General features: G+C 69.2%; 26 protein-coding genes. 6 read left to right on the top strand and 20 right to left on the bottom strand.

Annotated elements, in window-relative coordinates:
- Together MMSR116_RS22935 and MMSR116_RS22930 are read left to right on the top strand one after the other, a co-directional pair.
- A complete protein-coding gene (locus MMSR116_RS22935) occupies window positions 1-1,725 on the top strand; it encodes a response regulator (RefSeq protein ID WP_010686162.1) in 1,725 nt (574 codons plus the stop codon).
- Window positions 1,722-3,608: a response regulator gene (locus MMSR116_RS22930; protein ID WP_010686163.1), complete on the top strand. Its 1,887-nt coding sequence runs from the start codon at window positions 1,722-1,724 to the stop codon at window positions 3,606-3,608. Before MMSR116_RS22935 ends, MMSR116_RS22930 begins: the two co-directional genes overlap by 4 nt.
- Window positions 3,609-4,001: 393 nt before the next feature.
- Here MMSR116_RS22930 and rplQ read toward each other — a convergent pair whose 3' ends face one another.
- The 5 genes from rplQ to rpsM all read right to left on the bottom strand — a co-directional run bounded on the left by rplQ (window position 4,002) and on the right by rpsM (window position 7,620).
- The gene (rplQ, locus tag MMSR116_RS22925; RefSeq protein ID WP_010686164.1) at window positions 4,002-4,412 is read right to left on the bottom strand and encodes a 50S ribosomal protein L17; all 411 of its coding nucleotides are present in this window, start codon (window positions 4,410-4,412) and stop codon (window positions 4,002-4,004) included.
- A gap of 241 nt (window positions 4,413-4,653) precedes the next feature.
- A complete protein-coding gene (locus MMSR116_RS22920; protein WP_010686165.1) occupies window positions 4,654-5,673 on the bottom strand; it encodes a DNA-directed RNA polymerase subunit alpha in 1,020 nt (339 codons plus the stop codon).
- A 108-nt stretch (window positions 5,674-5,781) separates the two neighbouring features.
- Complete coding sequence (locus MMSR116_RS22915; RefSeq protein ID WP_010686166.1) at window positions 5,782-6,654, bottom strand: MBL fold metallo-hydrolase; 873 nt, start codon at window positions 6,652-6,654, stop codon at window positions 5,782-5,784.
- Window positions 6,655-6,688: 34 nt separating this feature from the next.
- Entirely contained in the window at window positions 6,689-7,078 is a 390-nt protein-coding gene (gene rpsK, locus MMSR116_RS22910; protein ID WP_010686167.1) for a 30S ribosomal protein S11, read from the bottom strand.
- Window positions 7,079-7,251: 173 nt separating this feature from the next.
- Window positions 7,252-7,620: a 30S ribosomal protein S13 gene (gene rpsM, locus MMSR116_RS22905; protein WP_010686168.1), complete on the bottom strand. Its 369-nt coding sequence runs from the start codon at window positions 7,618-7,620 to the stop codon at window positions 7,252-7,254.
- Between the two features lie 252 nt (window positions 7,621-7,872).
- Here rpsM and MMSR116_RS22900 point away from each other — a divergent pair, with 252 nt between their 5' ends.
- Window positions 7,873-8,226 (top strand): hypothetical protein, encoded by a 354-nt coding sequence (locus MMSR116_RS22900; RefSeq protein WP_010686169.1) that lies wholly within the window; start codon window positions 7,873-7,875, stop codon window positions 8,224-8,226.
- A 19-nt stretch (window positions 8,227-8,245) separates the two neighbouring features.
- Here the strand turns inward: MMSR116_RS22900 and MMSR116_RS22895 are convergent, their stop codons facing one another.
- The 13 genes from MMSR116_RS22895 to rplN form a co-directional block, all read right to left on the bottom strand.
- On the bottom strand, window positions 8,246-8,479 hold the full coding sequence (locus MMSR116_RS22895; protein WP_010686170.1) for a hypothetical protein: 234 nt from the start codon (window positions 8,477-8,479) through the stop codon (window positions 8,246-8,248).
- Window positions 8,480-8,742: 263 nt separating this feature from the next.
- The gene (locus MMSR116_RS22890) at window positions 8,743-9,345 is read right to left on the bottom strand and encodes an adenylate kinase (protein ID WP_010686171.1); all 603 of its coding nucleotides are present in this window, start codon (window positions 9,343-9,345) and stop codon (window positions 8,743-8,745) included.
- Window positions 9,346-9,517: 172 nt separating this feature from the next.
- A complete protein-coding gene (secY, locus tag MMSR116_RS22885) occupies window positions 9,518-10,864 on the bottom strand; it encodes a preprotein translocase subunit SecY (RefSeq protein ID WP_010686172.1) in 1,347 nt (448 codons plus the stop codon).
- A gap of 146 nt (window positions 10,865-11,010) precedes the next feature.
- Window positions 11,011-11,514, bottom strand: coding sequence for a 50S ribosomal protein L15 (gene rplO / locus MMSR116_RS22880; protein ID WP_010686173.1), 504 nt, complete (start codon window positions 11,512-11,514; stop codon window positions 11,011-11,013).
- A gap of 10 nt (window positions 11,515-11,524) precedes the next feature.
- Window positions 11,525-11,716, bottom strand: a complete 192-nt coding sequence (gene rpmD / locus MMSR116_RS22875; RefSeq protein WP_010686174.1) for a 50S ribosomal protein L30 — start codon at window positions 11,714-11,716, stop codon at window positions 11,525-11,527.
- 12 nt (window positions 11,717-11,728) lie between these two features.
- Window positions 11,729-12,316, bottom strand: coding sequence for a 30S ribosomal protein S5 (rpsE, locus tag MMSR116_RS22870; RefSeq protein ID WP_010686175.1), 588 nt, complete (start codon window positions 12,314-12,316; stop codon window positions 11,729-11,731).
- A gap of 181 nt (window positions 12,317-12,497) precedes the next feature.
- On the bottom strand, window positions 12,498-12,860 hold the full coding sequence (gene rplR / locus MMSR116_RS22865) for a 50S ribosomal protein L18 (RefSeq protein WP_010686176.1): 363 nt from the start codon (window positions 12,858-12,860) through the stop codon (window positions 12,498-12,500).
- Window positions 12,861-12,870: 10 nt separating this feature from the next.
- Window positions 12,871-13,404 (bottom strand): 50S ribosomal protein L6, encoded by a 534-nt coding sequence (gene rplF / locus MMSR116_RS22860; RefSeq protein WP_010686177.1) that lies wholly within the window; start codon window positions 13,402-13,404, stop codon window positions 12,871-12,873.
- 22 nt (window positions 13,405-13,426) lie between these two features.
- A complete protein-coding gene (gene rpsH / locus MMSR116_RS22855) occupies window positions 13,427-13,822 on the bottom strand; it encodes a 30S ribosomal protein S8 (protein ID WP_010686178.1) in 396 nt (131 codons plus the stop codon).
- Window positions 13,823-13,832: 10 nt separating this feature from the next.
- On the bottom strand, window positions 13,833-14,138 hold the full coding sequence (rpsN, locus tag MMSR116_RS22850) for a 30S ribosomal protein S14 (RefSeq protein WP_010686179.1): 306 nt from the start codon (window positions 14,136-14,138) through the stop codon (window positions 13,833-13,835).
- A 40-nt stretch (window positions 14,139-14,178) separates the two neighbouring features.
- Window positions 14,179-14,745: a 50S ribosomal protein L5 gene (gene rplE / locus MMSR116_RS22845; RefSeq protein WP_010686180.1), complete on the bottom strand. Its 567-nt coding sequence runs from the start codon at window positions 14,743-14,745 to the stop codon at window positions 14,179-14,181.
- Window positions 14,738-15,052 (bottom strand): 50S ribosomal protein L24, encoded by a 315-nt coding sequence (rplX, locus tag MMSR116_RS22840; protein WP_010686181.1) that lies wholly within the window; start codon window positions 15,050-15,052, stop codon window positions 14,738-14,740. The genes rplE and rplX overlap by 8 nt, the downstream gene beginning before the upstream one ends.
- On the bottom strand, window positions 15,052-15,420 hold the full coding sequence (gene rplN / locus MMSR116_RS22835; protein WP_010686182.1) for a 50S ribosomal protein L14: 369 nt from the start codon (window positions 15,418-15,420) through the stop codon (window positions 15,052-15,054). The genes rplX and rplN overlap by 1 nt, the downstream gene beginning before the upstream one ends.
- A 394-nt stretch (window positions 15,421-15,814) precedes the next feature.
- Between rplN and scpA the strand changes: the two genes are divergently transcribed.
- Complete coding sequence (gene scpA / locus MMSR116_RS22830) at window positions 15,815-17,980, top strand: methylmalonyl-CoA mutase (protein WP_010686183.1); 2,166 nt, start codon at window positions 15,815-15,817, stop codon at window positions 17,978-17,980.
- A gap of 200 nt (window positions 17,981-18,180) precedes the next feature.
- On the opposite strand, the gene MMSR116_RS22825 is transcribed toward scpA, so the two are convergent.
- A complete protein-coding gene (locus tag MMSR116_RS22825; RefSeq protein WP_010686184.1) occupies window positions 18,181-19,302 on the bottom strand; it encodes an alpha/beta hydrolase in 1,122 nt (373 codons plus the stop codon).
- A 217-nt stretch (window positions 19,303-19,519) separates the two neighbouring features.
- Here MMSR116_RS22825 and MMSR116_RS22820 point away from each other — a divergent pair, with 217 nt between their 5' ends.
- Window positions 19,520-21,154, top strand: a complete 1,635-nt coding sequence (locus MMSR116_RS22820; protein ID WP_010686185.1) for an alpha-D-glucose phosphate-specific phosphoglucomutase — start codon at window positions 19,520-19,522, stop codon at window positions 21,152-21,154.
- Window positions 21,155-21,307: 153 nt separating this feature from the next.
- Here the strand turns inward: MMSR116_RS22820 and MMSR116_RS22815 are convergent, their stop codons facing one another.
- A complete protein-coding gene (locus MMSR116_RS22815; RefSeq protein ID WP_010686186.1) occupies window positions 21,308-21,814 on the bottom strand; it encodes a GNAT family N-acetyltransferase in 507 nt (168 codons plus the stop codon).
- A gap of 192 nt (window positions 21,815-22,006) precedes the next feature.
- Between MMSR116_RS22815 and rpsD the strand changes: the two genes are divergently transcribed.
- Window positions 22,007-22,624: a 30S ribosomal protein S4 gene (gene rpsD, locus MMSR116_RS22810; RefSeq protein WP_010686187.1), complete on the top strand. Its 618-nt coding sequence runs from the start codon at window positions 22,007-22,009 to the stop codon at window positions 22,622-22,624.
- The last annotated feature ends 63 nt before the right edge of the window (window positions 22,625-22,687 follow it).

Below are 22,687 nucleotides of genomic sequence, written 5' to 3'. Positions count from 1 at the left end.
ATGGCCGAGGCCGGCGCCCCGGAGGGTCCCGCCCGGATCCTGCTGGTGGAGGATTCGGAGACGCAGGCCTTGGAGCTGCGCCTCCTCCTAGAGGCCAGCGGCTTCGCGGTCGAGCGGTGCCCTTCGGCCGAGACGGCGCTCGACCACCTCAACCGCAGCCAGCCGGACTTGGTGGTGGCGGATTACCACCTACCCGGCATGAACGGCGACGAGCTGATCCGGCAGATGCGCCTGTCCCTGCGCACCCGGGCGCTGCCCGTCCTGATGCTGACCGGCGGGAGCGGCGGTGAGCGGCAGGGGCTGGAGAGCGGCGCCGACGCCTACCTGCCGAAATCCGCCGACCGCGACCTGATGATCTTGCGGATCCGCGCCCTGCTGCGCGAGCGCCGCCCGGCGAGCGACGGCGCGAGTCCCGGCGCGGCCGCCTTCCGGCGCGGGCGGATCCTCGTGATCGACGGCAGCGTCACCTATCGGACCTTCCTAGCGGGCCTGCTGGGCCAGGACGGGCACCATGTCGCCACCGCCGACGGTCCGGATGCGGCTCTGGCTGCCCTGGACGGGGACGGGGACGGGGCCGACGGCGCCTTCGACTGCGTGACCGTCGATCTCCTGGGCCACGCCTACGATGGCCTCGCCCTATGTCGGGCGATCAGCCAGCGCCGGTCCGGCCAGGTGGCCGGTGCGGGGTTCCACCTTGTGGGCATCGCCGGGAGCGACCCGGCCAAGGATTTCCTGGTGGAGGCCTACGCGGCCGGGGCCGACGACGTGGTCTCGAAGACCGACGCCGAGGTGCTGGCGCTGCGGGTGCGCGGCTTCGTGCGCCGTCGCCTCCTGGAGGAGGACGACCGGCGCATCGCCGGCCAGTTCGGCGAGCGCGAGCGGGCGGTCGAGCGCGCGCGCGCCGAGGCCGAGGCGGCCGAGGCGAAGGCGCGCCTCGCCGACGCCCTGGAGCGGGCGAACCGCGACCTCGCCGACGCCAACCGCCAGCTCACCGAGGCGCAGTCCAAGCTCGTCCAGGCGGCCAAGATGGCGTCCCTCGGCGAGCTGGTGGCCGGCATCGCCCACGAGATCAACAATCCCCTGGCATTTATCCTGGCCCATCAGGGCACGGTGGAGCGGCTGCTCGGGGAGCTGCCGGACGCCGCACCGGACGCGGCCACCCGCGCCATCGAGAAGGCCCGGCAGCGGGTCGGCTCGATGCGCATGGGACTCACGCGGATCCAGGATCTGGTTCTGAATCTCCGAAAGTTCTCCCGCCTCGACGAGGGCGAGCGTGCCCTGGTCAACGTCCCGGAGGCGATCGACACGGTGCTGGCCCTGATCCAGCACAAGCTCGGGGACCGCATCGCCGTGGAGCGCAGCTTCACCGGACGGACCGAGATCCACTGCACCCCGGCGCTGCTGAACCAAGTGGTGATGAACATCCTGGGCAATGCCGCCGACGCCATGCCGGAGGGCGGGAAGATCCGAATCAAGACCCAGTCGAGCCCGGATTTCGACGAGATCCGGATCAGCGATACCGGGCCCGGCATTCCGGAAACCCTGCGTGAGAAGATCTTCGAGCCGTTCTTCACGACGAAGCCGGTGGGATCGGGCACGGGTCTTGGTCTTGCGATTGCCTACAGTGTCGTTCAAGCGCATAGCGGCTCGCTCACCGTGGAGACGGCCCCGGGTGGGGGAGCCTGCTTCGTGATCGGGATCCCGCGGCAGGCGGCCAGCGCATGAGTGACGGTACGGCAGGTTTGGGGACGATCCTGGCCGTCGACGACGAGCCGGACATCCTGATCGCCCTGGAGGATCTGTTCGAGGATTCCTATCGGGTTCTGACGACCTCGCGCCCCGCCGAGGCGCTGGAGATCCTGCGCGCCGAGCCCGACATCGCCGTGATCCTATCCGACCAGCGCATGCCGGGCCTCACCGGCGACGCGCTGCTCGCCGAGGCGCGCGGCTTCCACGACGCGCAGGCGATCCTGCTGACCGGCTATGCCGACATCACCGCGGTGATCGCGGCGCTGAACCGCGGCGGCATCGTCGGCTACGTGACGAAGCCTTGGGATGCCGGCCTGCTCCGTTCCACCGTCCGGCAGGCCTTCGAGCGCCATCGCCTCGGCCGGGATCTCGCCACCGAGCGGGCGCTCCTGCGCGGCCTCCTCGATCATGCTCAGGACGCCATCAGCTTCAAGGACGCGGAGGGTCGCTTCGTGCGGCTGAACGGCCGCAAGGCGGCGCTGCTCGGGACCGACGTCGCCGCCTGCCTCGGGCGGCGCGAGGGCGAGCTGCTCGGGGCGAAGGCCGATCCGGTGACCGAGGCCGATGAGGCGGCGATCCGCTCCGGCGCGGTCACCGAGGGCCTCGTCAGCGACGGGCCGATCGGGGCCGAGCAGTGGAGCCACGTGACCCGGGTGCCGATCCGCGACGCGGGCGGCGCGATCAGCCATCTCGCGGTGATCGAGCGCGACGTGACCGAGCAGCGAACCCTGGAGGCGCGCCTGCGCCAGTCCGACAAGATGCAGGCGCTCGGCACACTGGCGGGCGGCATCGCGCACGACTTCAACAACCTGCTCACCGCGATCCTCGGCAGTCTGGAACTCGCGGGCCCGAAGGTCGCCGACCAGCCGCGGGTGCAGCGCCTGATCGAGAACGCCCGCGGGGCGGCCGAGCGCGGCGCCTCGCTGACGAAGCGCCTCCTCAGCTTCAGCCGCGCCCACGACCTGCAGGCGCGGGCCGTCGACGTGAACAGCCTGATCAGCGGGATGAGCGACTTGTTCGGGCGCAGCCTCGGCGGCCTCGTGACCGTGCGCACCGACCTGGAGGAAGGTCTGCCGGCGGTCCAGGTCGATCCGGACCAACTGGAACTCGCCGTGCTCAACCTCTGCATCAATGCCCGGGACGCCATGCCGGAGGGCGGCGCCATCACGGTGGCGACGCGGCGTCTCAGCATCGCGGGCGATCCCGAGATCGCCGACGGCACCTATCTCGGCATCAGCGTCACCGACGAGGGGACCGGGATACCGGAGGAGATCCTGCGCCGGGTCTGCGAACCGTTCTTCACCACCAAGGCGGTCGGCCAGGGCACCGGCCTCGGGCTCGCCATGGTGTTCGGCCTCGCCCAGCAATCGAAGGGTCGGCTGGCGATCGACAGCGAGGTCGGCCGGGGCACCCGCGTCGAACTGGCCCTGCCCTTCGCCACGGAAATGCCCGAGCAGGCAGCCCAGGCGGCCGGCACGGCCCCGGTGGCCGGGCGGCGCGCCCGCGTCCTCATCGTCGACGACGACCCGCAGGTGCGCCACGTGACGGCGTCGTTCCTCACGGGATTCGGCCACAGCACCACGGAGGCCGGCGACGGCGAGGCCGCGCTCCGGCTTCTTGGGGGCGATCGCTACGACATCGTCGTGGCCGATCTGGCCATGCCCGGCATGAGCGGCATTGAACTCGCCGCCGAGATCCGCGAGCGGGATCCGCGTCTGCCAGTCCTAATTCTCACTGGCCACGCCGAGGCGATGCAGATCCCCGACGATCTGCCGGTGCTATCGAAACCGTTCCGTTCAGCCGATCTCGCGGCCCGGGTCGCCGCGCTGCTCGACGGCGCGGACGGTCCTTCCAACTGACAGGGACTTGCAACCAATCGGTTGCCGGCTCATTCTCCCTTCATGGGGCTCGCGGGCCCCGGCTTACGAAGAGGAGGTGGACCATGAGCAATCACGGCATCTTCCCGCGCCGCAGGCGTGACAACGATCTGGACCAGGACGGTCCACCGGACGAGTCCCGGCAGGGATAGGGGTTTTCGGATCGCGGCGCGGTCGAGTTCCCGGCCTGTTGAGACGGGCCGCCAGGGCGAACTCCCGCGACCATCCAAGACGTGGACCCTGCTCCAGACCCGTCGGCGCGAGCCGGCGGGTTTTTTCGTGTCGAGGGCGCCGGTGCCCGAAATGCGAGAAGCCGCCCCGGAGGATCCGGGACGGCTTCCCAAAGGACAGGAGCGAAAAACGCCCTCGTGAGGATCAGGCCGCCTCGGCGACCTGGCTCGGACCGGAATCCTTGCCGCGGGCATCGACGTCGCGGTCGACGAACTCGATCACGGCGAGCGGAGCGTTGTCGCCCTGGCGGAAGCCCGCCTTCATGATCCGGCAGTAGCCGCCGGGACGGCCCTTGTAGCGCGGGCCGAGCACGGTGAAGAGCTTCTTGACCATGTCGGCGTCACGCAGCTGGGCCATGGCGAGGCGGCGGGTGTGCACGCTGTCGATGCGGCCCAGCGTGATCAGCTTCTCGACGACCGGACGCAGGTCCTTCGCCTTCGGCAGGGTGGTGATGATCTGCTCGTGCTTGATCAGCGCGGCGGACATGTTGGCGAACATCGCCTTGCGATGCTCGGCGGTGCGGTTGAAACGGCGGCCGCGGTAGGCGTGACGCATGGTGCTGGCTTCCTTCTCGTCTCGGCCGCCGTGCCACGGTACGGCCGGGTGCCCCGGGAGCGGGGCGGTTGATTCCGCATGACCCCGCGGCGGGAATTCCAACCCAAAGCCCTCATCCTGAGGTGCTGCGCAGCAGCCTCGAAGGAGGGCTCCAGGGATTGCAGTGGTATCCGGAGGCCTCCTTCGAGGCCTCCGCTTCGCTCCGGCACCTCAGGATGAGGGCGCAGCGTGGGAAGACGGCTCAGTAATGCTCCTCGAAGCGCTTGGCGAGATCCTCGATGTTCTCCGGCGGCCAGCCGGGGATGTCCATGCCGAGGTGCAGGCCCATGCCGGCGAGCACTTCCTTGATCTCGTTGAGCGACTTGCGGCCGAAGTTCGGGGTCCGCAGCATCTCGCCCTCGGACTTCTGGATCAGGTCGCCGATGTAGACGATGTTGTCGTTCTTCAGGCAGTTCGCCGAACGGACCGACAGCTCCAGCTCGTCGACCTTCTTGAGCAGCGCCGGGTTGAAGGGCAGCTGCGGCGCGAGCGGCGCGGCCTCTTCCTTGCGCGGATCCTCGAAGTTCACGAAGACCTGCAGCTGGTCCTGGATGATGCGCGCCGCGTAGGCGAGCGCATCCTCCGGCGATACCGCGCCGTTGGTCTCCACCGTCATGGTGAGCTTGTCCTTGTCGAGATCCTGGCCCTCGCGGGTCGTCTCGACGCGGTAGCTGACCTTGGTCACGGGCGAGAACAGCGAGTCCACCGGGATCAGGCCGATCGGCGCGTCCTCGGGGCGGTTGCGCTCGGCCGGGACGTAGCCCTTGCCGGTGGCGACCGTGAACTCCATGCGGATCTCGGCGCCGTCGTCGAGGGTGCAGATCACGAGGTCGGGGTTCAGGATCTGGATGTCGCCGACCGTACCGATGTCACCGGCGGTGACGAGGCCCGGGCCGGTCTTGCGCAGGGTCATGCGCTTGGGCGCGTCCGTCTGCGAGCGGATCGCGATGGTCTTGATGTTGAGGACGATGTCGGTGACGTCCTCGCGCACGCCCGGGATCGACGAGAACTCGTGCAGCACGCCGTCGATCTGCACCGAAGTCACGGCCGCGCCCTGGAGCGACGACAGGAGCACCCGGCGCAGGGCGTTGCCCAGCGTCGTGCCGAAGCCGCGCTCCAGCGGCTCGGCGACGACCGTGGCGACCCGCTTGGGGTCGTCGCCGGTCGTGACCTGCAGCTTGTTCGGCTTGATCAGTTCCTGCCAATTCTTCTGAATGACCACGATCCTACCTCTCGTCCTTGCCCGGGATCCGCGACACCCGTCCCCGCGCTTCGGCCGTTCGGCGCAGCCCCCTGGCGCCCCGAACGGTCCCTGAATGGTTGTCCGCCGTTACTCGCCGCCGACCCACAGCACCGGCACGAAGCTGTAGCCCGCCCCGTCCCGGTCCACGTAGCCCAGCGCCGGGAACTCGAGATGGCCGCCGGCGATGAGCGTGCGCTCGCGGGCCACCTCGTCCAGGATCCGCTTGCGCGTCTCCCGTGCCTGATCACCGTCGACGTCGAAGCCGACGCCGGCCTCCGGGTTCTTGAACTGGATCGCCGGCAGGTGCACCACGTCGGTCCACATCATCAGCGCCTGTCCACCGGAGACGATGCGGAAACCGCAATGGCCCGGCGTGTGGCCGGGCAGATGGACTGCCGTGATCCCCGGAAGGACCTCGCCGCCCCGGTGCTCGCGCACCTTGCCGGCGTAGGGTGCCAGGGACTTGCGGGCACCCTCGAAGTACGGCTTCGCGGCCTCGGGCGCTTTGGCCAGGGCCTCGTCCGGGAGCCAGTGCGCGGCCTCGTCGGCGTGCAGCACGATCTCGGCGTTCGGGTAGCGCGCCGCGCCGTCCTTCACGAGACCGCCGACATGGTCGGGGTGCAGGTGGCTGACGAGCACCGTGCCGATCTCCTCGGGCTTCACGCCGGTCGACGCGAGCGCCGCCCCGGCCCGGCCGAGGGTCGGCGCCGGCGCGAGATCGCCGTAGCCCGTGTCGATCAGGGTCGGCGTGAGGCCGGGGCCCGTGATCAGGAAGGCGTTCAGCGTGATCTTGGGTTGCTCGGTGCGGAAGCCCGCCACCTGGAGCCGCCCCGCCTCCTCCTTGGAGATGCCCGTGACGAGATCGAGGCTGGCCTGAAACCAGCCGTCGTTGAGCGCGGTGACCGTGAGGTCGCCGAGGTTCCAACGCAGCACGCCCGGAAGCGGCTTCGATCCCGTCATGAGCTTCTCCGTCAAAAGGCTTCGCAGGCTCGGATCAGACGCGGCGGCGCTTGCGCGGCCGGCAGCCGTTGTGCGGGATCGACGTCACGTCGCGGATCGACGTCACCGTGAAGCCCGCGGCCTGGAGGGCGCGCAGCGCCGACTCGCGGCCCGAACCCGGACCCGACACCTCGACCTCGAGGGTGCGCATCCCGTGCTCGGCGGCCTTGCGGCCGGCATCCTCGGCGGCAACCTGGGCGGCATAGGGGGTCGACTTCCGCGAGCCCTTGAAGCCCATCGCGCCGGCGGACGACCACGAGATCGTGTTGCCCTGCGCGTCCGTGATGGTGATCATCGTGTTGTTGAACGAGGCGTTCACGTGCGCGACGCCCGACACGATGTTCTTGCGCTCGCGGCGGCGGACGCGTTGCGGTTCCTTGGCCATTCTGGTCTCGCTCTTCCTTCAGGCACGCCCGTAACACCAGGCGCTCGGGATTCTTTTTGGGACTTGGCCGGCGCGTCCGTGCAGGGCTGCCGAGCCAGAGCCGGGTTCCGTCACGGACACCCGGCGCGACGGTGAGGAGGCCGGGCGAAGCACGGCCTCCCAACCCCAAAAAATTACTTCTTCTTGCCGGCGATCGGCTTCGCCTTGCCCTTGCGGGTGCGGGCGTTGGTGTGGGTGCGCTGACCGCGGACCGGCAGCTGCTTGCGGTGACGCAGGCCGCGATAGGCGCCGAGATCCATCAGGCGCTTGATGTTCATCGAGACTTCGCGGCGCAGGTCGCCCTCGACCAGGTAGTCGCGGTCGATCGTCTCGCGGATCGAGAGAACCTCGGCGTCGGTCAGCTGGTTGACCCGGCGCTCGGCGGGGATGTTCACCTTCTGGGTGATCTCCTCGGCCTTCTTGGCGCCGATGCCGTGGATGTACTGGAGCGCGATGACGACGCGCTTGTTGGTCGGGATGTTGACGCCTGCGATACGGGCCACGATCACTCTCCATGTGGGGCCCGGGGATCCGGGCCTGTGTCGCGCGCGTCCGGTGGAGGCCGGCCCCTGCGCACGTGAAACGACGACGCGGCCCGCGGGCGGCCCTGGACAGGGCACCTCGGACCATCGTTCGGTTGGACGAAGGAGGGCCTGCTAGCGCGCAAGCGGGCCGATGTCAACGACGGGCGGGCGCGGGCTCAATCCGCCATGCGCCCGGTGCGGGACCGCAGTCGGGGTGATCGAGGAGGGGAGATGGCGGTTCTGACCAGCGACGGCGCAACCCTGCGGGCCTTCGCCGATGCGGTGCTGCGTGCCGCGGAGGAGACCCTGGACGAGGTCGTGCCCGTGACGCTGGCGGTGATCGGCGGGGTGTTGGCCGAAGCGGAGCCCGGCTCCGTCGCGCTCCAGGACGACGACGGTCCGCCCCTGCTCTGGGCGACCTTCGCCGGGCGCCGCATGGTGTTCCGCTACAATACCATGACGGCCATGATCGAGCTGCGCGACGGCACGTCCGAGGGCTACCCGATGCGCCTGTTCGGTCACCGGTCACTCCAGATGGACGTCGTCAACTTCTTCGGCAGCCTGCGCCGCGAAGGGCGGATCTAGTGTCCGCCACGCTTCCGTCTCAGCGGAAGCCCTGGTTCCGCAGCCGGCAATAGCCGCCCATGGTCTGGTAGCCTGCCGGACAGCGGCGGACGCAGGCGCCGGCCGCGAATTTGAGGGGCGGCCTGCAGGCGTGGCGGAACCGCTTCTGCCCGTACACGAAGGACTGGGCCGGACTCTGTGCGTAGGCGGGCGCATTCGGCAGCGCTACTGTGAGTGCGAGCACGGCCGCGGTGACGGTGAGGCGCAGGGTCATGATCTGTCCGATCGGTGATGCGCCACTCAACCGATCAGCCACGCAAAGGGTTCACGGGCGGAGTGCTGAGCCTGCATCATCCGCCGCCCGGCCGAGATTACCGCCCCGTCTCTGCGAGCGGAGCGAAGCAATCCAGCGGCACCACGCCCGCCGAGGTCGCGCTGCCTTGGGTCACGTCGCTGCGCGCGTGATGACGGGGAGGGCTTCCCTGCCCACCGACACGTCACTGGATCGATTGACGATCAGAGCAACTGCGCCGCCCGTCAGGACGCGACGCGTTCCTCGTGCGGCTCCAGCACGGCCATCAGGTCAGCGGTGACCTTGTCGATCGGCTGCATGCCGTCGATGGTCTTCAGTATGCCCTTCTCCGCATAATAGGCCGAGAGCGGGGCCGTCTGGGCGCGGTAGGCCTCGAGGCGCTGCTTGAACACCTCGGGGGTGTCGTCCTTCCGGACGGCCTGGCCGCGGGCCAGGGTCTCGGCGGCGCGGTTCTCGATCCGGCCGACCAGGGCGGCCTCATCGACCTTCAGCTCGATCACGGCGGAGAGCTTGAGGCCCTTGCTGGCGAGCATCTCGCCGAGCGCCTCGGCCTGGGCGACGGTGCGCGGGAAGCCGTCGAGGATGAAGCCGCGGCGGGCATCCGGCTCCTCGATCCGGTCGGCGACGATGCCGACCACGATCCGGTCGGAGACGAGGCCACCCGATTCCATCACGGCCTTGGCCTCGAGGCCGACCGGCGTTCCGGCGGCCACTGCGGCGCGCAGCATGTCACCGGTGGAGAGCTGCGGGATGCCGAAGCGCTGCACGATCCGCTCGGATTGCGTCCCCTTCCCCGCACCGGGGGGACCGAGCAGAATGATACGCATGGCGTTGTCCTCGTTCGGCCCACGCTCTCTGTGTGGGCACAAGCCGCGGTGGCGAAGCCTCCCTGGCATCGCCGGATTTCAGGATGTCTAGCCGGTCTCGGGCGCGGAGGCACCCGGACCTTTGGACCAGAGGCGGGAGGGGGCTAAGCGTCGTGCCGCCTCTGTATCAGTCTCAGCGGCGGCGTTGCGTGGTCGAGGCGCCACGCAGCTTGGCCTTCTTCACGAGGCCCTCGTACTGGTGGGCCATGAGGTGCCCGTGGATCTGCGCCACCGTATCCATCGTCACCGAGACGACGATCAGCAGCGAGGTGCCGCCGAAGCCGAGGCTCGCCGCCGCGTAGGAGGACAGGATCTCCGGGCACAGGCACACGAAGGTCAGGTACAGGGCGCCGATCACCGTGATGCGGGTCAGCACCTTGTCGATGAAGGCCGCGGTGCGCTCGCCGGGGCGGATGCCCGGGATGAAGCCACCATGCTTCTTCAGGTTGTCGGCCGTCTCCTGCGGGTTGAAGACCACCGCGGTGTAGAAGAACGTGAAGAAGATGATCAGCGCCGCGTAGAGCACCATGAACAGCGGCGTGCCGTGACCCAGATAGGCCGTGATCGTGCCGAGCCAGCCGGTGGCGCCGCCATTGGCCGAGAAGCTGGCGGCGGTGGCCGGCAGCAGCAGCAGCGACGAGGCGAAGATCGGCGGGATCACGCCCGACGTGTTGAGCTTGAGCGGCAGGAACGAGGTCTGGCCCTCGTACATGCGGTTGCCGACCTGGCGCTTCGGGTAGTTGATCAGGAGCCGGCGCTGGGCGCGCTCCATGAACACGATGAAGTAGACCAGCGCCACCGCGGCGACGGCCACGCCCAGGATGATCGCCGGGGACAGCGCGCCGGTGCGGCCGAGTTCCAGGGCACCCGCGATCGCGATCGGCAGGTGGGCGACGATGCCGGCGAAGATGATCAGCGACGAGCCGTTGCCGATGCCGCGCGAGGTGATCTGCTCGCCGAGCCACATCAGGAACAGGGTGCCGCCCGTGAGGGTAATCACCGTCGAGGCCAGGAAGAACGGGCCTGGATCGATCGCGGCCGACGAGCCCTGGAGGCCGATAGCGATGCCCCAGGACTGGACCAGCGCCAGAACCACCGTCAGGTAGCGGGTGTACTGGTTGATGACCTTGCGGCCGGACTCACCCTCCTTCTTCAGCGCCTCCAGGCTCGGGATCACCGAGGTCAGGAGCTGCACGATGATCGAGGCCGAGATGTAGGGCATGATGTTCAGGGCGAAGATCGCCATGCGCTCCACGGCGCCGCCCGAGAACATGTTGAACAGGCCCAGCACGCCGCCCGACTGCTGCTGGAAGTTGCGGGCGAACTGCTCCGGATCGATGCCGGGGATCGGGATGTACGTGCCCAGCCGGAACACCACGAGGGCGCCGAGCGTGAACCAGATGCGCTTCTTCAGCTCATCGGCCTTGGCGATCGCACCGAAGTTGAGGTTGGCGGCAAGCTGCTCGGCGGCTGAGGCCATAAGCGTCGCGTCCTGGACATGTCGCCGGGCGAAGGCTGCCCGGATGAAACGAAAAGCGGCGGCCCGCGTGGTCGCAGGGCCGCCGCTCGAAGGATCGGCTTAAAGGGTGCGCGGAGCCCGTGCAACGGGTCCCGCGGTCGCCCCCGTCAGGCCGAAGCCGCCTCGCTGCCGCCGCGGGTGGAGACACCCTGGGCGTAGACGGTGCTGACCGAGCCGCCGGCCTTCTCGACCGCCTCGACGGCGGACTTGGAGGCGCGGGTGACCTCGAAGCTGAGCTTCGCGGTCAGCTCGCCGACGCCGAGCAGCTTCACGCCGTCGCGGGGACGGGCGATGATGCCGGCTTCGACCAGGCTCTGCACCGTCACGGTGGCGGCCTTGTCGAGCTTGCCGGCGTCGACGGCCTCCTGGATCCGGCCGAGGTTCACCTCGTTCAGGTCCTGGGCGTAGAGGTTGTTGAAGCCGCGCTTCGGCAGGCGCCGATGCAGCGGCATCTGACCGCCCTCGAAGCCCTTGATGGACACGCCGGTCCGGGCCTTCTGGCCCTTCACGCCGCGGCCCGCGGTCTTGCCCTTGCCGGAGCCGATGCCCCGGCCGACGCGCATCCGGTCCTTGGTGGCGCCGGGATTGTCGCTGATCTGGTTGAGCTTCATCGGGACCTCCTCACGCCACGTCGCCGTGGACGCGCACGAGGTGCGCAACCTTGCGGATCATGCCGCGCACGGAGGGGGTATCCTCCAGCTCGGACACGCGGTGGAGCTTGTTGAGCTTCAGGCCGATCAGCGTCGCGCGCTGGCTGGCCTCGCGGCGGATCGGCGAGCCGATCTGCTCGACGCGGAGAGTCTTGCTTGCCATCGGACCCTCCCCTTACGCGACCGCGGCTTCGGACTGGTCGGCCGGGTCGGCGTCGCGGCGGCGGGCCTGGAGGCTCGACACCTTGATGCCGCGGCGGGCCGCCACTGAGCGCGGGCTGTCCTCGTTCTTGAGCGCCTCGAAGGTGGCGCGCACGAGGTTGTAGGGGTTCGAGGACCCCAGCGACTTGGCGACGACGTCCTGCATGCCGAGCGTCTCGAACACGGCGCGCATCGGGCCGCCGGCGATGATGCCGGTGCCCTGCGGGGCCGCGCGGAGAATCACCTTGCCGGCGCCGTGGCGACCGTTGACGTCGTGGTGCAGGGTCCGGCCCTCGCGGAGCGAGACGCGGATCAGGCCGCGCTTGGCGGCCTCGGTCGCCTTGCGGATGGCCTCCGGCACCTCGCGGGCCTTGCCGTGGCCGAAGCCGACGCGGCCCTTCTGGTCGCCCACGACGACGAGGGCCGCGAAGCCGAAGCGACGGCCGCCCTTCACCACCTTGGCGACGCGGTTGATGTGGACGAGCTTGTCCACGAACTCGCTGTCGCGCTCTTCGCGATCCTCGCGGCGGCCGCGGCCCCCGCCCTCACGTTCACGTGCCATTTCTTCTACCTGTTCATCTCACTGGCGCGAGCCCGAAGACCCGCTCGCTCGATCCCCCTCCCCCTTACGGGGAGGGGTAAGGGGTGGGGGTGGTGCAGAAGGCACCAGAGCGCCTCATCCTGCACTACCCCCACCTCCAGCTCCTCCCCACAAGGGGGAGGAGAGAGGCCCGTTGGAGGCCTTAGAACTCCAGGCCACCCTCGCGGGCGGCCTCGGCCACGGCCGCGACGCGGCCATGGTAGATGTAGCCGGAGCGGTCGAAGATCACCTTCGTGACGCCCGCGGCCTTGGCGCGCTCGGCGACCAGCTTGCCGACCGCCTTGGCGGCGGCGACGTCGGCGCCGGTCTTGAGTTCGCCCTTGAGGGCCTTGTCGATCGACGAGGCCGCGGCCAGCGTCTTGCCGGCGACGTCGTCGATGACCTGTACGTAGATCTGCTTCGACGAGCGGAACACCGAGAGCCGCGGGCGGCCGTTGGCGGCAGCCCGCAGCGCGCGGCGGACGCGCGCCTTGCGGCGATCGAGGGCTTCGAGCTTGCGAGACATGATGCCCTCCTTACTTCTTCTTGCCTTCCTTGCGGAAGATGAACTCGCCCGCGTACTTCACGCCCTTGCCCTTGTAGGGCTCGGGTCCGCGGTAGTCGCGGATCTCGGCGGCGACCTGACCGACCTGCTGGCGGTTGATCCCGGAGATCGTGATTTCGGTGGGCTTCGGGGTTGCGATCGTGATCCCGGCGGGGATCGCGTACTCGATGTCGTGGCTGTAGCCGAGCGACAGCTTGAGGGCCTTGCCGGCCATCGCGGCGCGATAGCCGACGCCGGTGATCTCGAGCTTCTTCTCGAAGCCCTTCGACACGCCCTCGGCGATGTTGGCGATCTGTGCCCGCGACGTGCCCCACAGGGAGCGCGCCGGCTTGGACTGGTTGACGGGCTGCACCTCGATGGCGCCGTCCTTCATCGCCACGTTGACGAGGGCGGGAACGTCGAACGACAGCTCGCCCTTCGAGCCCTTCATCTTCACCGTCTGACCGGTGACCGTGGCGGTAACGCCGGCCGGCACGGGGACCGGCTTCTTGCCTACGCGAGACATGGGATAACCTCCTCCGTCCCGATCAGAACACGGTGCAGAGCACTTCACCGCCGACGTTGCGCTCGCGCGCCTCGTGGTCGGCCATGACGCCCTGCGGGGTGGAGACGATGGTGACGCCGAGGCCGTCGGCCACGTGCGGCAGCTCGCCGACCGACGAGTAGACCCGGCGGCCCGGCTTCGAGACGCGCTTGATCTCGCGGATCACCGGGCGTCCGTCGTAGTACTTGAGCTCGATGGCGAACTCGGTGCGGCCGTTGCCGAGGTCGGTGGCCGCGTAGTCGCGGATGTAGCCCTCGGACTTCAGGACGTCGAGGACGCTGGCGCGCAGGCGCGAGCCGGGCGTCTGGACGACGTTGCGACGGCGCAGCTGGCCGTTGCGGATGCGGGTGAGCATGTCGCCCACGGGATCGTTGACCATGGGGACCTCCTTACCAGCTCGACTTGACCAGGCCGGGGATCAGGCCCCGGTTGCCAAGCTCGCGCAACGCCACGCGCGAGATGCCCATCTTGCGGTAGTAGGCGCGCGGGCGGCCGGTCATGCCGCACCGGTTGCGGATGCGGGTGGCCGACGAGTTGCGCGGCAGTTCCGCGAGCTTGAGGCGCGCCTCGAAGCGCTCCTCCATCTCGAGGGCGTCGTTGTTGGCGATCTCGAGGAGCGCCTTCCGCTTGGCCGCGAAGCGCTTCACCAGCGCCTTGCGGGCCTCGTTCTTCTCGACTGAGCTTTTCTTCGACATGTGGTCTATCTCCGGTGTCCGCGTCTGAGACCTCTCGGCCTCACTGCCGGAACGGGAACTTGAAGGCGGCGAGCAGAGCCTTGGCCTCGGCATCGGTCTTGGCGGTGGTCGCCACGACGATGTCCATGCCCCACATCTGCTCGGCCTTGTCGTAGGAGATCTCCGGGAACACGAGGTGCTCCTTGAGACCCAGGGCGTAGTTGCCGCGGCCGTCGAACGAGCGCGGGTTCAGGCCGCGGAAGTCACGCACGCGCGGCAGCGCGATGGTGATCAGCCGGTCCATGAACTCGTACATGCGCTGCTTGCGCAGCGTCACCTTGCAGCCGATCGGCATGCCCTCGCGGACCTTGAAGGTCGCGATGGCCTTGCGGGCTCGGGTGATCACCGGCTTCTGGCCGGCGATCAGGGCGAGGTCGCCCGCCGCCACCGAGGCCTTCTTGGAATCCGCGGTGGACTCGCCGACGCCCATGTTGATCACGATCTTGGTGATCTGCGGCACTTCCATGGGGTTCTTGTAGCCGAACTCTTCGATCAGCTTCTGGCGAACCACCTCGTCGTAGTGCTTGCGCAGGCGCGGGGTGTAGGCGTTCTTGTCGGCCTCAGCCATCGATCTGATCCCCCGTGGTCTTGGCGAACCGGACCTTGCGCCCGTCTTCGAGGATGCGGAAACCCACGCGGGTCGGCTTGCCGTTGGCGTCCGCCACCGCGATGTTCGAGAGCTGGATGGCGGCCTCCTTGGAGATGATGCCGCCTTCCTGGTTCTGGGCCTGCTTCTGGTGCTTCTTGACCAGGTTGATGCCGCGCACGAAGGCCCGGCCTTCCTTCGGCAGAACCTGGATCACCTCGCCCGAGCGGCCGGAATCGCGGCCGGTGAGCACGACGACGGTGTCGCCCTTCTTGATCTTGGCGGCCATTACAGCACCTCCGGAGCCAGGGAGATGATCTTCATGTGGTTGCGGGCGCGGAGCTCGCGCGGAACCGGTCCGAAGATGCGGGTGCCGATCGGCTCCTTCTGATTGTTGATCAGGACCGCGGCGTTCTTGTCGAAGCGGATGACCGAACCGTCGGCGCGCTTCACGTCCTTGGCGGTGCGGACGACGACCGCCTTCATGACGTCGCCCTTCTTGACGCGACCGCGCGGGATCGCCTCCTTGACGGAGACGACGATCACGTCGCCCACGCCGGCATACTTGCGCTTCGACCCGCCGAGAACCTTGATGCACATCACACGGCGTGCACCCGAGTTGTCGGCGACGTCCAGATTCGTCTGCATCTGGATCACGTGCGTGACTCCTTGTTTCAGGCGGGTTTCCGCACGCGGACGGTATTGCCCGGCGGACGACGCCTGATGGGGACCTGATGTCCCCGGCTCATGTGTTGAACCGCGCTGGCGGTGTCATAGGGACACCGGCGCGGTCACCGCGTTCACAGGGTGCGAGCACCCATTGGAATGTCGCGAAGGCCGGGCGCATACTACGAGCCCGCCGGGATGGCAAGCCGAGCGGCGCAAATTCGTCGGCGCCGCGTGGGCCCGGCGAACCGGTTGCGAGCCCCGGTTCGCCTTGGTCTCGCCGCGGGTCGGGGGGGGCGGCCGGGTAGCCTTGACCACAGGGGGAGTAGCCCGCTCCAAGCGTGTCTCTATAATGGCGTGACAAACGCCACAACGAGTCACCGCCATGACCTCCCGCATCCCGAACTTCGCCGAAATCCCGCTCGCCGGCGAATCGCTCGCGGTTGCGGCACCGGCGCTGTCCGAGCCCTGGATGACGCCGGAGGGAATCCCGGTGAAGGGCCATTACGGCCCGGCGGATCGGGAGGGCATCGAGTTCCTCGACACCTATCCGGGCATCGCGCCGTTCCTGCGCGGTCCCTACCCGACCATGTACGTCACCCAGCCCTGGACGATCCGGCAATATGCCGGCTTCTCCACCGCCGAGGATTCGAACGCGTTCTACCGCCGCAACCTCGCGGCCGGACAGAAGGGCCTGTCGGTGGCCTTCGACCTCGCCACCCACCGCGGCTACGACTCCGACCACCCCCGCGTCTCGGGTGACGTCGGCATGGCGGGCGTGGCGATCGATTCGATCTACGACATGCGCACGCTCTTCTCGGGGATTCCCCTGGACGAGATGACCGTGTCGATGACGATGAACGGCGCGGTTCTGCCGATCCTCGCCCTCTACATCGTTGCCGCCGAGGAGCAGGGCGTGCCGCCGCAGAAGCTCGCCGGCACCATTCAGAACGATATTCTTAAAGAATTCATGGTCCGCAACACGTACATCTATCCTCCCAAGGGATCGATGCGGATCATTTCCGATATTTTCGCGTATACCTCGAAAAATATGCCGAAGTTCAATTCGATCTCGATCTCCGGCTACCACATGCAGGAGGCGGGCGCGACGAACGACCTGGAGCTCGCCTACACGCTCGCCGACGGCGTCGAGTACATCAAGGCGGGCCTCGCGGCCGGGCTGACCATCGACCAGTTCGCCCCGCGCCTGTCGTTCTTCTGGGCGATCTCGACCAACTTCTTCATGGAGATCGCCAAGATGCGGGCCGCGCGCCTGATCTGGGCGAAGCTGGTCAAGAGTTTCGATCCGAAATCCGAAAAATCGCTGGCCCTGCGCACGCACTCGCAGACGTCGGGCTGGTCGCTCACCGCCCAGGACGTGTTCAACAACGTCACCCGCACCAACATCGAGGCGATGGCGGCGACGCAGGGGGGCACCCAGTCGCTCCACACCAACGCGCTCGACGAGGCGCTGGCGCTGCCCACCGACTTCTCGGCCCGGATCGCCCGCAACACGCAGCTGTTCCTGCAGCAGGAGAGCGGCACCACCCGGATCGTCGATCCGTGGGGGGGCTCCTACTACGTCGAGAAGCTGACCGCCGACATGGTCGCCCGGGCCTGGGAGCACATCCGCGAGGTCGACGGGCTTGGCGGCATGGCCAAGGCGATCGAGGCCGGCATCCCGAAGCTGCGGATCGAGGAGGCCGCCGCCCGGGCCCAGGCGCGGATCGATTCCGGCCGCCAGACCATCGTGGGCGTGAACAAGTTCCGGTCCGACGACGAGATGGCGATCGAGTTGCTGCGGGTCGATAACGGCAACGTCCGCCGGCTGCAGATCGACAAGCTCAAGCGCCTGCGCGCCGAGCGCGAAGAGGCGGCGGTGACGGCCCGGCTGGAGGCGCTCACCAAGGCCGCCGAGGGCACCGGGAACCTGCTGGAGCTCGCCGTCGAGGCGGCCCGCGCCAAGGCGACGGTGGGCGAGATTTCCGAGGCCCTGGAGAAGGCCTGGGGCCGGCATCGCGCCGAGATCCGCTCGATCTCCGGCGTCTACAAGCGCGAGGTGGGGGGCATGTCGCCTGTGGTCGAGGAAGTCCGGGCGCTGGTCGAGGCGTTCGAGGAGAACGACGGTCGCCGGCCGCGCATCCTGGTCGCCAAGATGGGCCAGGACGGGCACGACCGCGGCCAGAAGGTGATCGCCTCGGCCTTCGCCGATCTCGGCTTCGACGTGGATATCGGGCCGCTCTTCGCCACGCCGGCGGAGGCCGCCCGGCAGGCGGTGGAGAACGACGTGCACATCGTCGGCGTCTCGTCGCTGGCGGCCGGCCACCTGACGCTGGTGCCGGAGCTGAAGGCGGCGCTCACCGAACAGGGCCGCGACGACGTGATGATCGCCATCGGCGGCGTCATCCCGCCGGGCGACTACGAGGCGCTCACGGCGGCCGGCGCGGCGGCGATCTTCCCGCCGGGCACCGTGATCGCCGAGGCGGCCGCCAAGCTGATCCGCGCGCTGAACGACCGTCTGGGTTACGGGGCGCGGCAGGCGGCGGAGTAGGGAAAGCTTTCCCGAGGCGGCCGGACCGGCCGCCTCGCCCCATGCCCACCCTGGCCCTCATCCTGAGGTGCCGGAGCGAAGCGGAGGCCTCGAAGGAGGCCTCCAGGGATCGCGGCGAGGTCCGGAAGGCTGCTTCGCGGCGGCTTCGCCGCACCTCGGGATGAGGGCCAGGGTCCGACGTCCGTGCCCGAGGACTCCGCTCAGTTCAGCGCCTGCGGATCCGCCTCCGTGAGGAAGGCCCCGACCTCGTGGAGGAACTGCATGCGGTTCTTCTCCATCATCACCGTGTGGGTGCCCTCCCCCAGCTCGACGAAGCGCTTGTAGGGCGCGTGCGTGAGCTTGGTGAAGTACTCCTGCGCCTGGTAGCTCGGCAGGTCAGCGTCCCATTCGGCGTGGATGATCAGCACCGGCACGCGGATCTCGTCGGGGTCGTAGAGCGGCTTGCCGGCCGCCCAGTAGGCGTCCTTGTCGGCGACCGTGCCGTTCGGCGCGCGCAGGACCGGCGGCGACCGCTTCGCCCCGGCCGAGTCGGTCGCGAAGGTCGCGTCGGCCCACTGGTCCAACCAGCCCGCCGGGATCAGGTCGGCCTGCCTGTCCTCGGGCACGCCGGTCAGCCAGCGGGCCCGGGCGCTGTCCCGGTTGACGGTGCGATAGGCCCCCACCTTGCCGCCACCGCCGATCAGCCCCGGGGTGCGCGCGAGCCATTGCGGCGCGTAGAGGACGAGGCGGTTGACGCTGTCGTTGTGGGTGCTGGTGTAGAGCCCCATGGTGGAGGTTCCCCACGACCAGCCCATGAGGTCGATCTTCTCGACGCCGCGCCGCTTCCGGATGAAGTCGACGACCTGCCCGACCACCTTGGCGGCGTCGGGCGTGCGCATGAGGGGCGGGTTGTCGTCCGGCGGCGCGTCCATGGCGGCCGGGCGCCCGGACAGGCCGTAGCCCGGCAGGTCCACGCAGTAGACGTCGAAGCCGAGGCCCGCGAGGTAATCCATGGCCGACATCCCGCCGAGCGGCAGGTCGAAGGCCGTGGAGGACGGGTAGGTGGAGCCGTGCACGTAGAGCAGGATCCGGTCGCCCGGGAACCGGTCGATCCCGGCGGGGCGCTTGTTGCGGACGTAGATCTCGACCCCCGGCTCGCTCCAGGGCAGGCGGAACTCCTCCATCGTCAGCCGGCTCGACGGCGCTGCCGCCGGGGCCGGCGTCGCCGCGACTGCGGCTCCCGCGGCGAGGGCTCCGATCACGTGGCGACGGGCCAAGCCCCCGGTCGGGCCCTTGCCCTCCCGCGCCCCGTTCGGATCGGTCTGCGCGCGTCTGTCCGCCATGGTTTCCTCCGGCCCGCCTTGCGTGGCGGCTCCGGCCATTCAATCGACGGGTCCCGGCCGGCGCAACGCTCGGCGGCACGGGCGGCCGGACAGCCGGCGCATTCCGTCGCCCGATGCGGCCAAACCGGGTGAAAAACGTCCGTCCCTGTCGCCGGAGCTGGTGACGCCGCGCCTCCGGACGGGCATGGAGGCGGGAGATCCCGGGAGACGCCCGCCCATGACGACTCCGAAGACCGTCGCGACCGCCGCCTTCTCCGACCAGAAGCCGGGCACCTCTGGCCTGCGCAAGAAGGTGCCGGTGTTCCGGCAGCCGAACTACGTCGAGAACTTCGTCCAGGCGATCTTCGACACCCTGTCCGACAAGGACGGGGCAACCCTTGTGCTGGGCGGCGACGGACGCTTCCTGAACCGCGAGGTGGTGCAGAAGACGCTGCGCCTCGCCGCCGGCAACGGGTTCGGACGGGTTCTGGTCGGGCGCGGCGGCCTGCTCTCGACGCCCGCCGCCTCTTGCGTGATCCGGAAATCCAAGGCGCTCGGCGGCATCATTCTCTCGGCGAGTCACAACCCGGGCGGGCCGGAGGGTGATTTCGGCATCAAGTTCAACGCCGCCAACGGTGGGCCGGCACCCGAATCCCTCACCGACGCGATCTTCGCGCGGGCCAGGGCCCTGACCGAGTACCGCCTCGTGGAGGCCCCGGACCTCGACCTCGACACCCTGGGCGAGACCCGCCTCGGCGCCATGACGGTCACGGTCATCGACCCGGTGGCCGACTACGCCGAGCTGATGCGCACGCTGATCGACTTCGACGCGGTGTCGCGCCTGTTCGCCTCCGGTTTCCGCATGCGCTTCGACGCCATGAGCGCGGTGACCGGACCCTACGCGACTGCCATCCTGGAAGGGATGCTCGGCGCCCCCGCGGGCACGGTGGTCAACGCCGAGCCGAAGGAGGATTTCGGCGGCCACCACCCGGACCCGAACCCCGTCCACTGCCACGACCTGTTCGACCTGATGCAGGGGCCCGACGCCCCGGATTTCGGCGCCGCCTCCGACGGCGACGGCGACCGCAACATGATCGTGGCGCCGGGCCTGTTCGTGACGCCGAGCGACAGCCTCGCCCTCCTCGCCGCCCATGCCCACCGGGCGCCGGGCTACGCGGGCGGGCTCGCGGGTGTCGCCCGCTCCATGCCGACGAGCCGCGCCGCCGACCGGGTCGCGGCCGCCCTCGGCATTGAGGCCTACGAGACGCCCACCGGCTGGAAGTTCTTCGGGAACCTCCTCGACGCGGGCCTCATCACCCTGTGCGGCGAGGAGAGCGCCGGCACCGGCTCGAACCACGTGCGGGAGAAGGATGGGCTCTGGGCGGTGTTGCTGTGGCTCAACATCCTGGCGGCCACGGGCGAGCGCGCCGACGCGCTGGTGCGGGCGCATTGGCGCGCCTACGGGCGCGACTACTACGCCCGCCACGATTACGAGGAGGTCGACTCGGACGCCGCCAACGGCCTGATGGACGCGTTGCGCGAGAAGCTCGCCGGGCTTCCGGGCACACGGATCGGCGACCTCACGGTGTCGACGGCGGACGAGTTCGCCTACCGGGATCCGGTGGACGGCTCGCTGACCGAGCGCCAGGGCATCCGGATCCACTTCGCCGAGGATGCACGGGCGGTGTTCCGGCTCTCGGGCACCGGCACCGCCGGGGCGACGCTGCGGGTCTACCTGGAGCGCTACGAGAACGCGCCGGACCGGCTCGACCTGCCCGTGGCCGAGGTCCTGGCCCCGGTGGCGGTCGCGGCCGGCGCGATCGCCGAGATCGCGCCCCGCACCGGCCGGGCCGAGCCGAGCGTGGTGACCTGAGGGGAGCGGGGAGACCGGGTCTTCCGCCTGCGCCGGATGTACACGCCGCCTTTGCGAGCGCAGCGAAGCAATCCAGCGGCGCCACGCTCCGCGGCGGCGCGCCACCCGGGGTCGCTACGCTGCGCTCGCGATGACGGGGGGCGGATCGATGGGTCAGGCCGGCCGGCGCTCCGCCATGTCGGCCGCGAGATCCTTCACCATGTGCACGGTGACGTCGTCGTCCCGGGTCCGGCCGGGTCCGGCGTAGCGTTCCTCCCGCTCCACCCGGTAGCCGAGCGATCCGTAGAGCCGCAGGTTCGCCGTGTACTCTCTGTGAGTGTAGAGGCGCAGCCGATCGAGCCCCGCCTCGGCCGCGATCGCCTCGGCCTGCCCCAACAGCCGGGTGCCGAAGCCCCGGCCCTGGAAGGCCGGATGCACCGCGACGTTGACGACCAGCAGATGGGCGGCCTCGAACTTCGTCTCGATCAGGCCGGCGAGATCCGGGCCGGCGATGAGCAGGTCGAAGCGGTCCTCCAACACCGCCTGCGCGTAATCCGCCTGCATGGGGATCGGCAGGCGACCGATCACCGGGATCCACTTGGTGTAGGCCGCCGCGACCAACTCCTGGATCGCTTTCGCGTCCGAGGGCTCACCGCGTCGGACCGCCACGGATTCGTCCATCTGACCTCTCACGGTTGACCACGGCGCCCCCGTCCCCTAAGACGCAGCCCGTCGATGGGGCTCCGCACGGGGCCCCGTCGCGTTTTCACGCGCACCCGTGGGCGGGATCCTCCCGCCCTGTCGTCCCGGACCGCGAAGGGCCGGGAAAAGGAGGGCGCGTTCCTCATTCTCGTCACGAGAGGACGCGAAAGTATGTCGAAGCGGATTCAGGCGAAGCACAAGCTCGACCGCCGCATGGGCCAGAACATCTGGGGCCGCCCGAAGAGCCCCGTCAACCGCCGCGAGTACGGCCCCGGCCAGCACGGCCAGCGCCGCAAGGGCAAGATGAGCGACTTCGGCACGCAGCTGCGCGCCAAGCAGAAGCTCAAGGGCTACTACGGCAACATCACCGAGAAGCAGTTCCGCCGCTACTACGCCGAGGCGATCCGCCTGCGCGGCGATTCCGGCGAGAACCTCGTCGGCCTGCTTGAGCGCCGCCTCGACGCCGTGGTCTACCGGGCGAAGTTCGTCGCGACCCCGTTCGCCGCGCGCCAGTTCGTCAATCACGGCCACGTCAAGGTGAACGGCGTCCGCGTCAACATCCCGAGCTACCAGGTGAAGGCCGGCGACCTGATCGAGGTCAAGGAGTCGTCCCGCCAGCTCGAGATCGTCATCGTGGCGACCCAGCTCTCCGAGCGCGACGTGCCGGACTACATCGAGGCCGACCACGCCAAGATGACCGCCCGCGTCACCCGCATCCCCAGCCTGTCCGAGGTACCCTACCCGGTGCAGATGGAGCCGAACCTCGTCATCGAGTTCTACTCCCGCTGAGCCTGCGTCGATCTCCGGCGACCATGGAGGGGCTGCCCACCCGGGCGGCCCCTTCGCGTTTCC

It is taken from the genome of Methylobacterium mesophilicum SR1.6/6, assembly GCF_000364445.2.
Lineage (GTDB): Bacteria > Pseudomonadota > Alphaproteobacteria > Rhizobiales > Beijerinckiaceae > Methylobacterium > Methylobacterium mesophilicum_A.
This window is presented reverse-complemented; position numbering and strand designations above follow the sequence as displayed.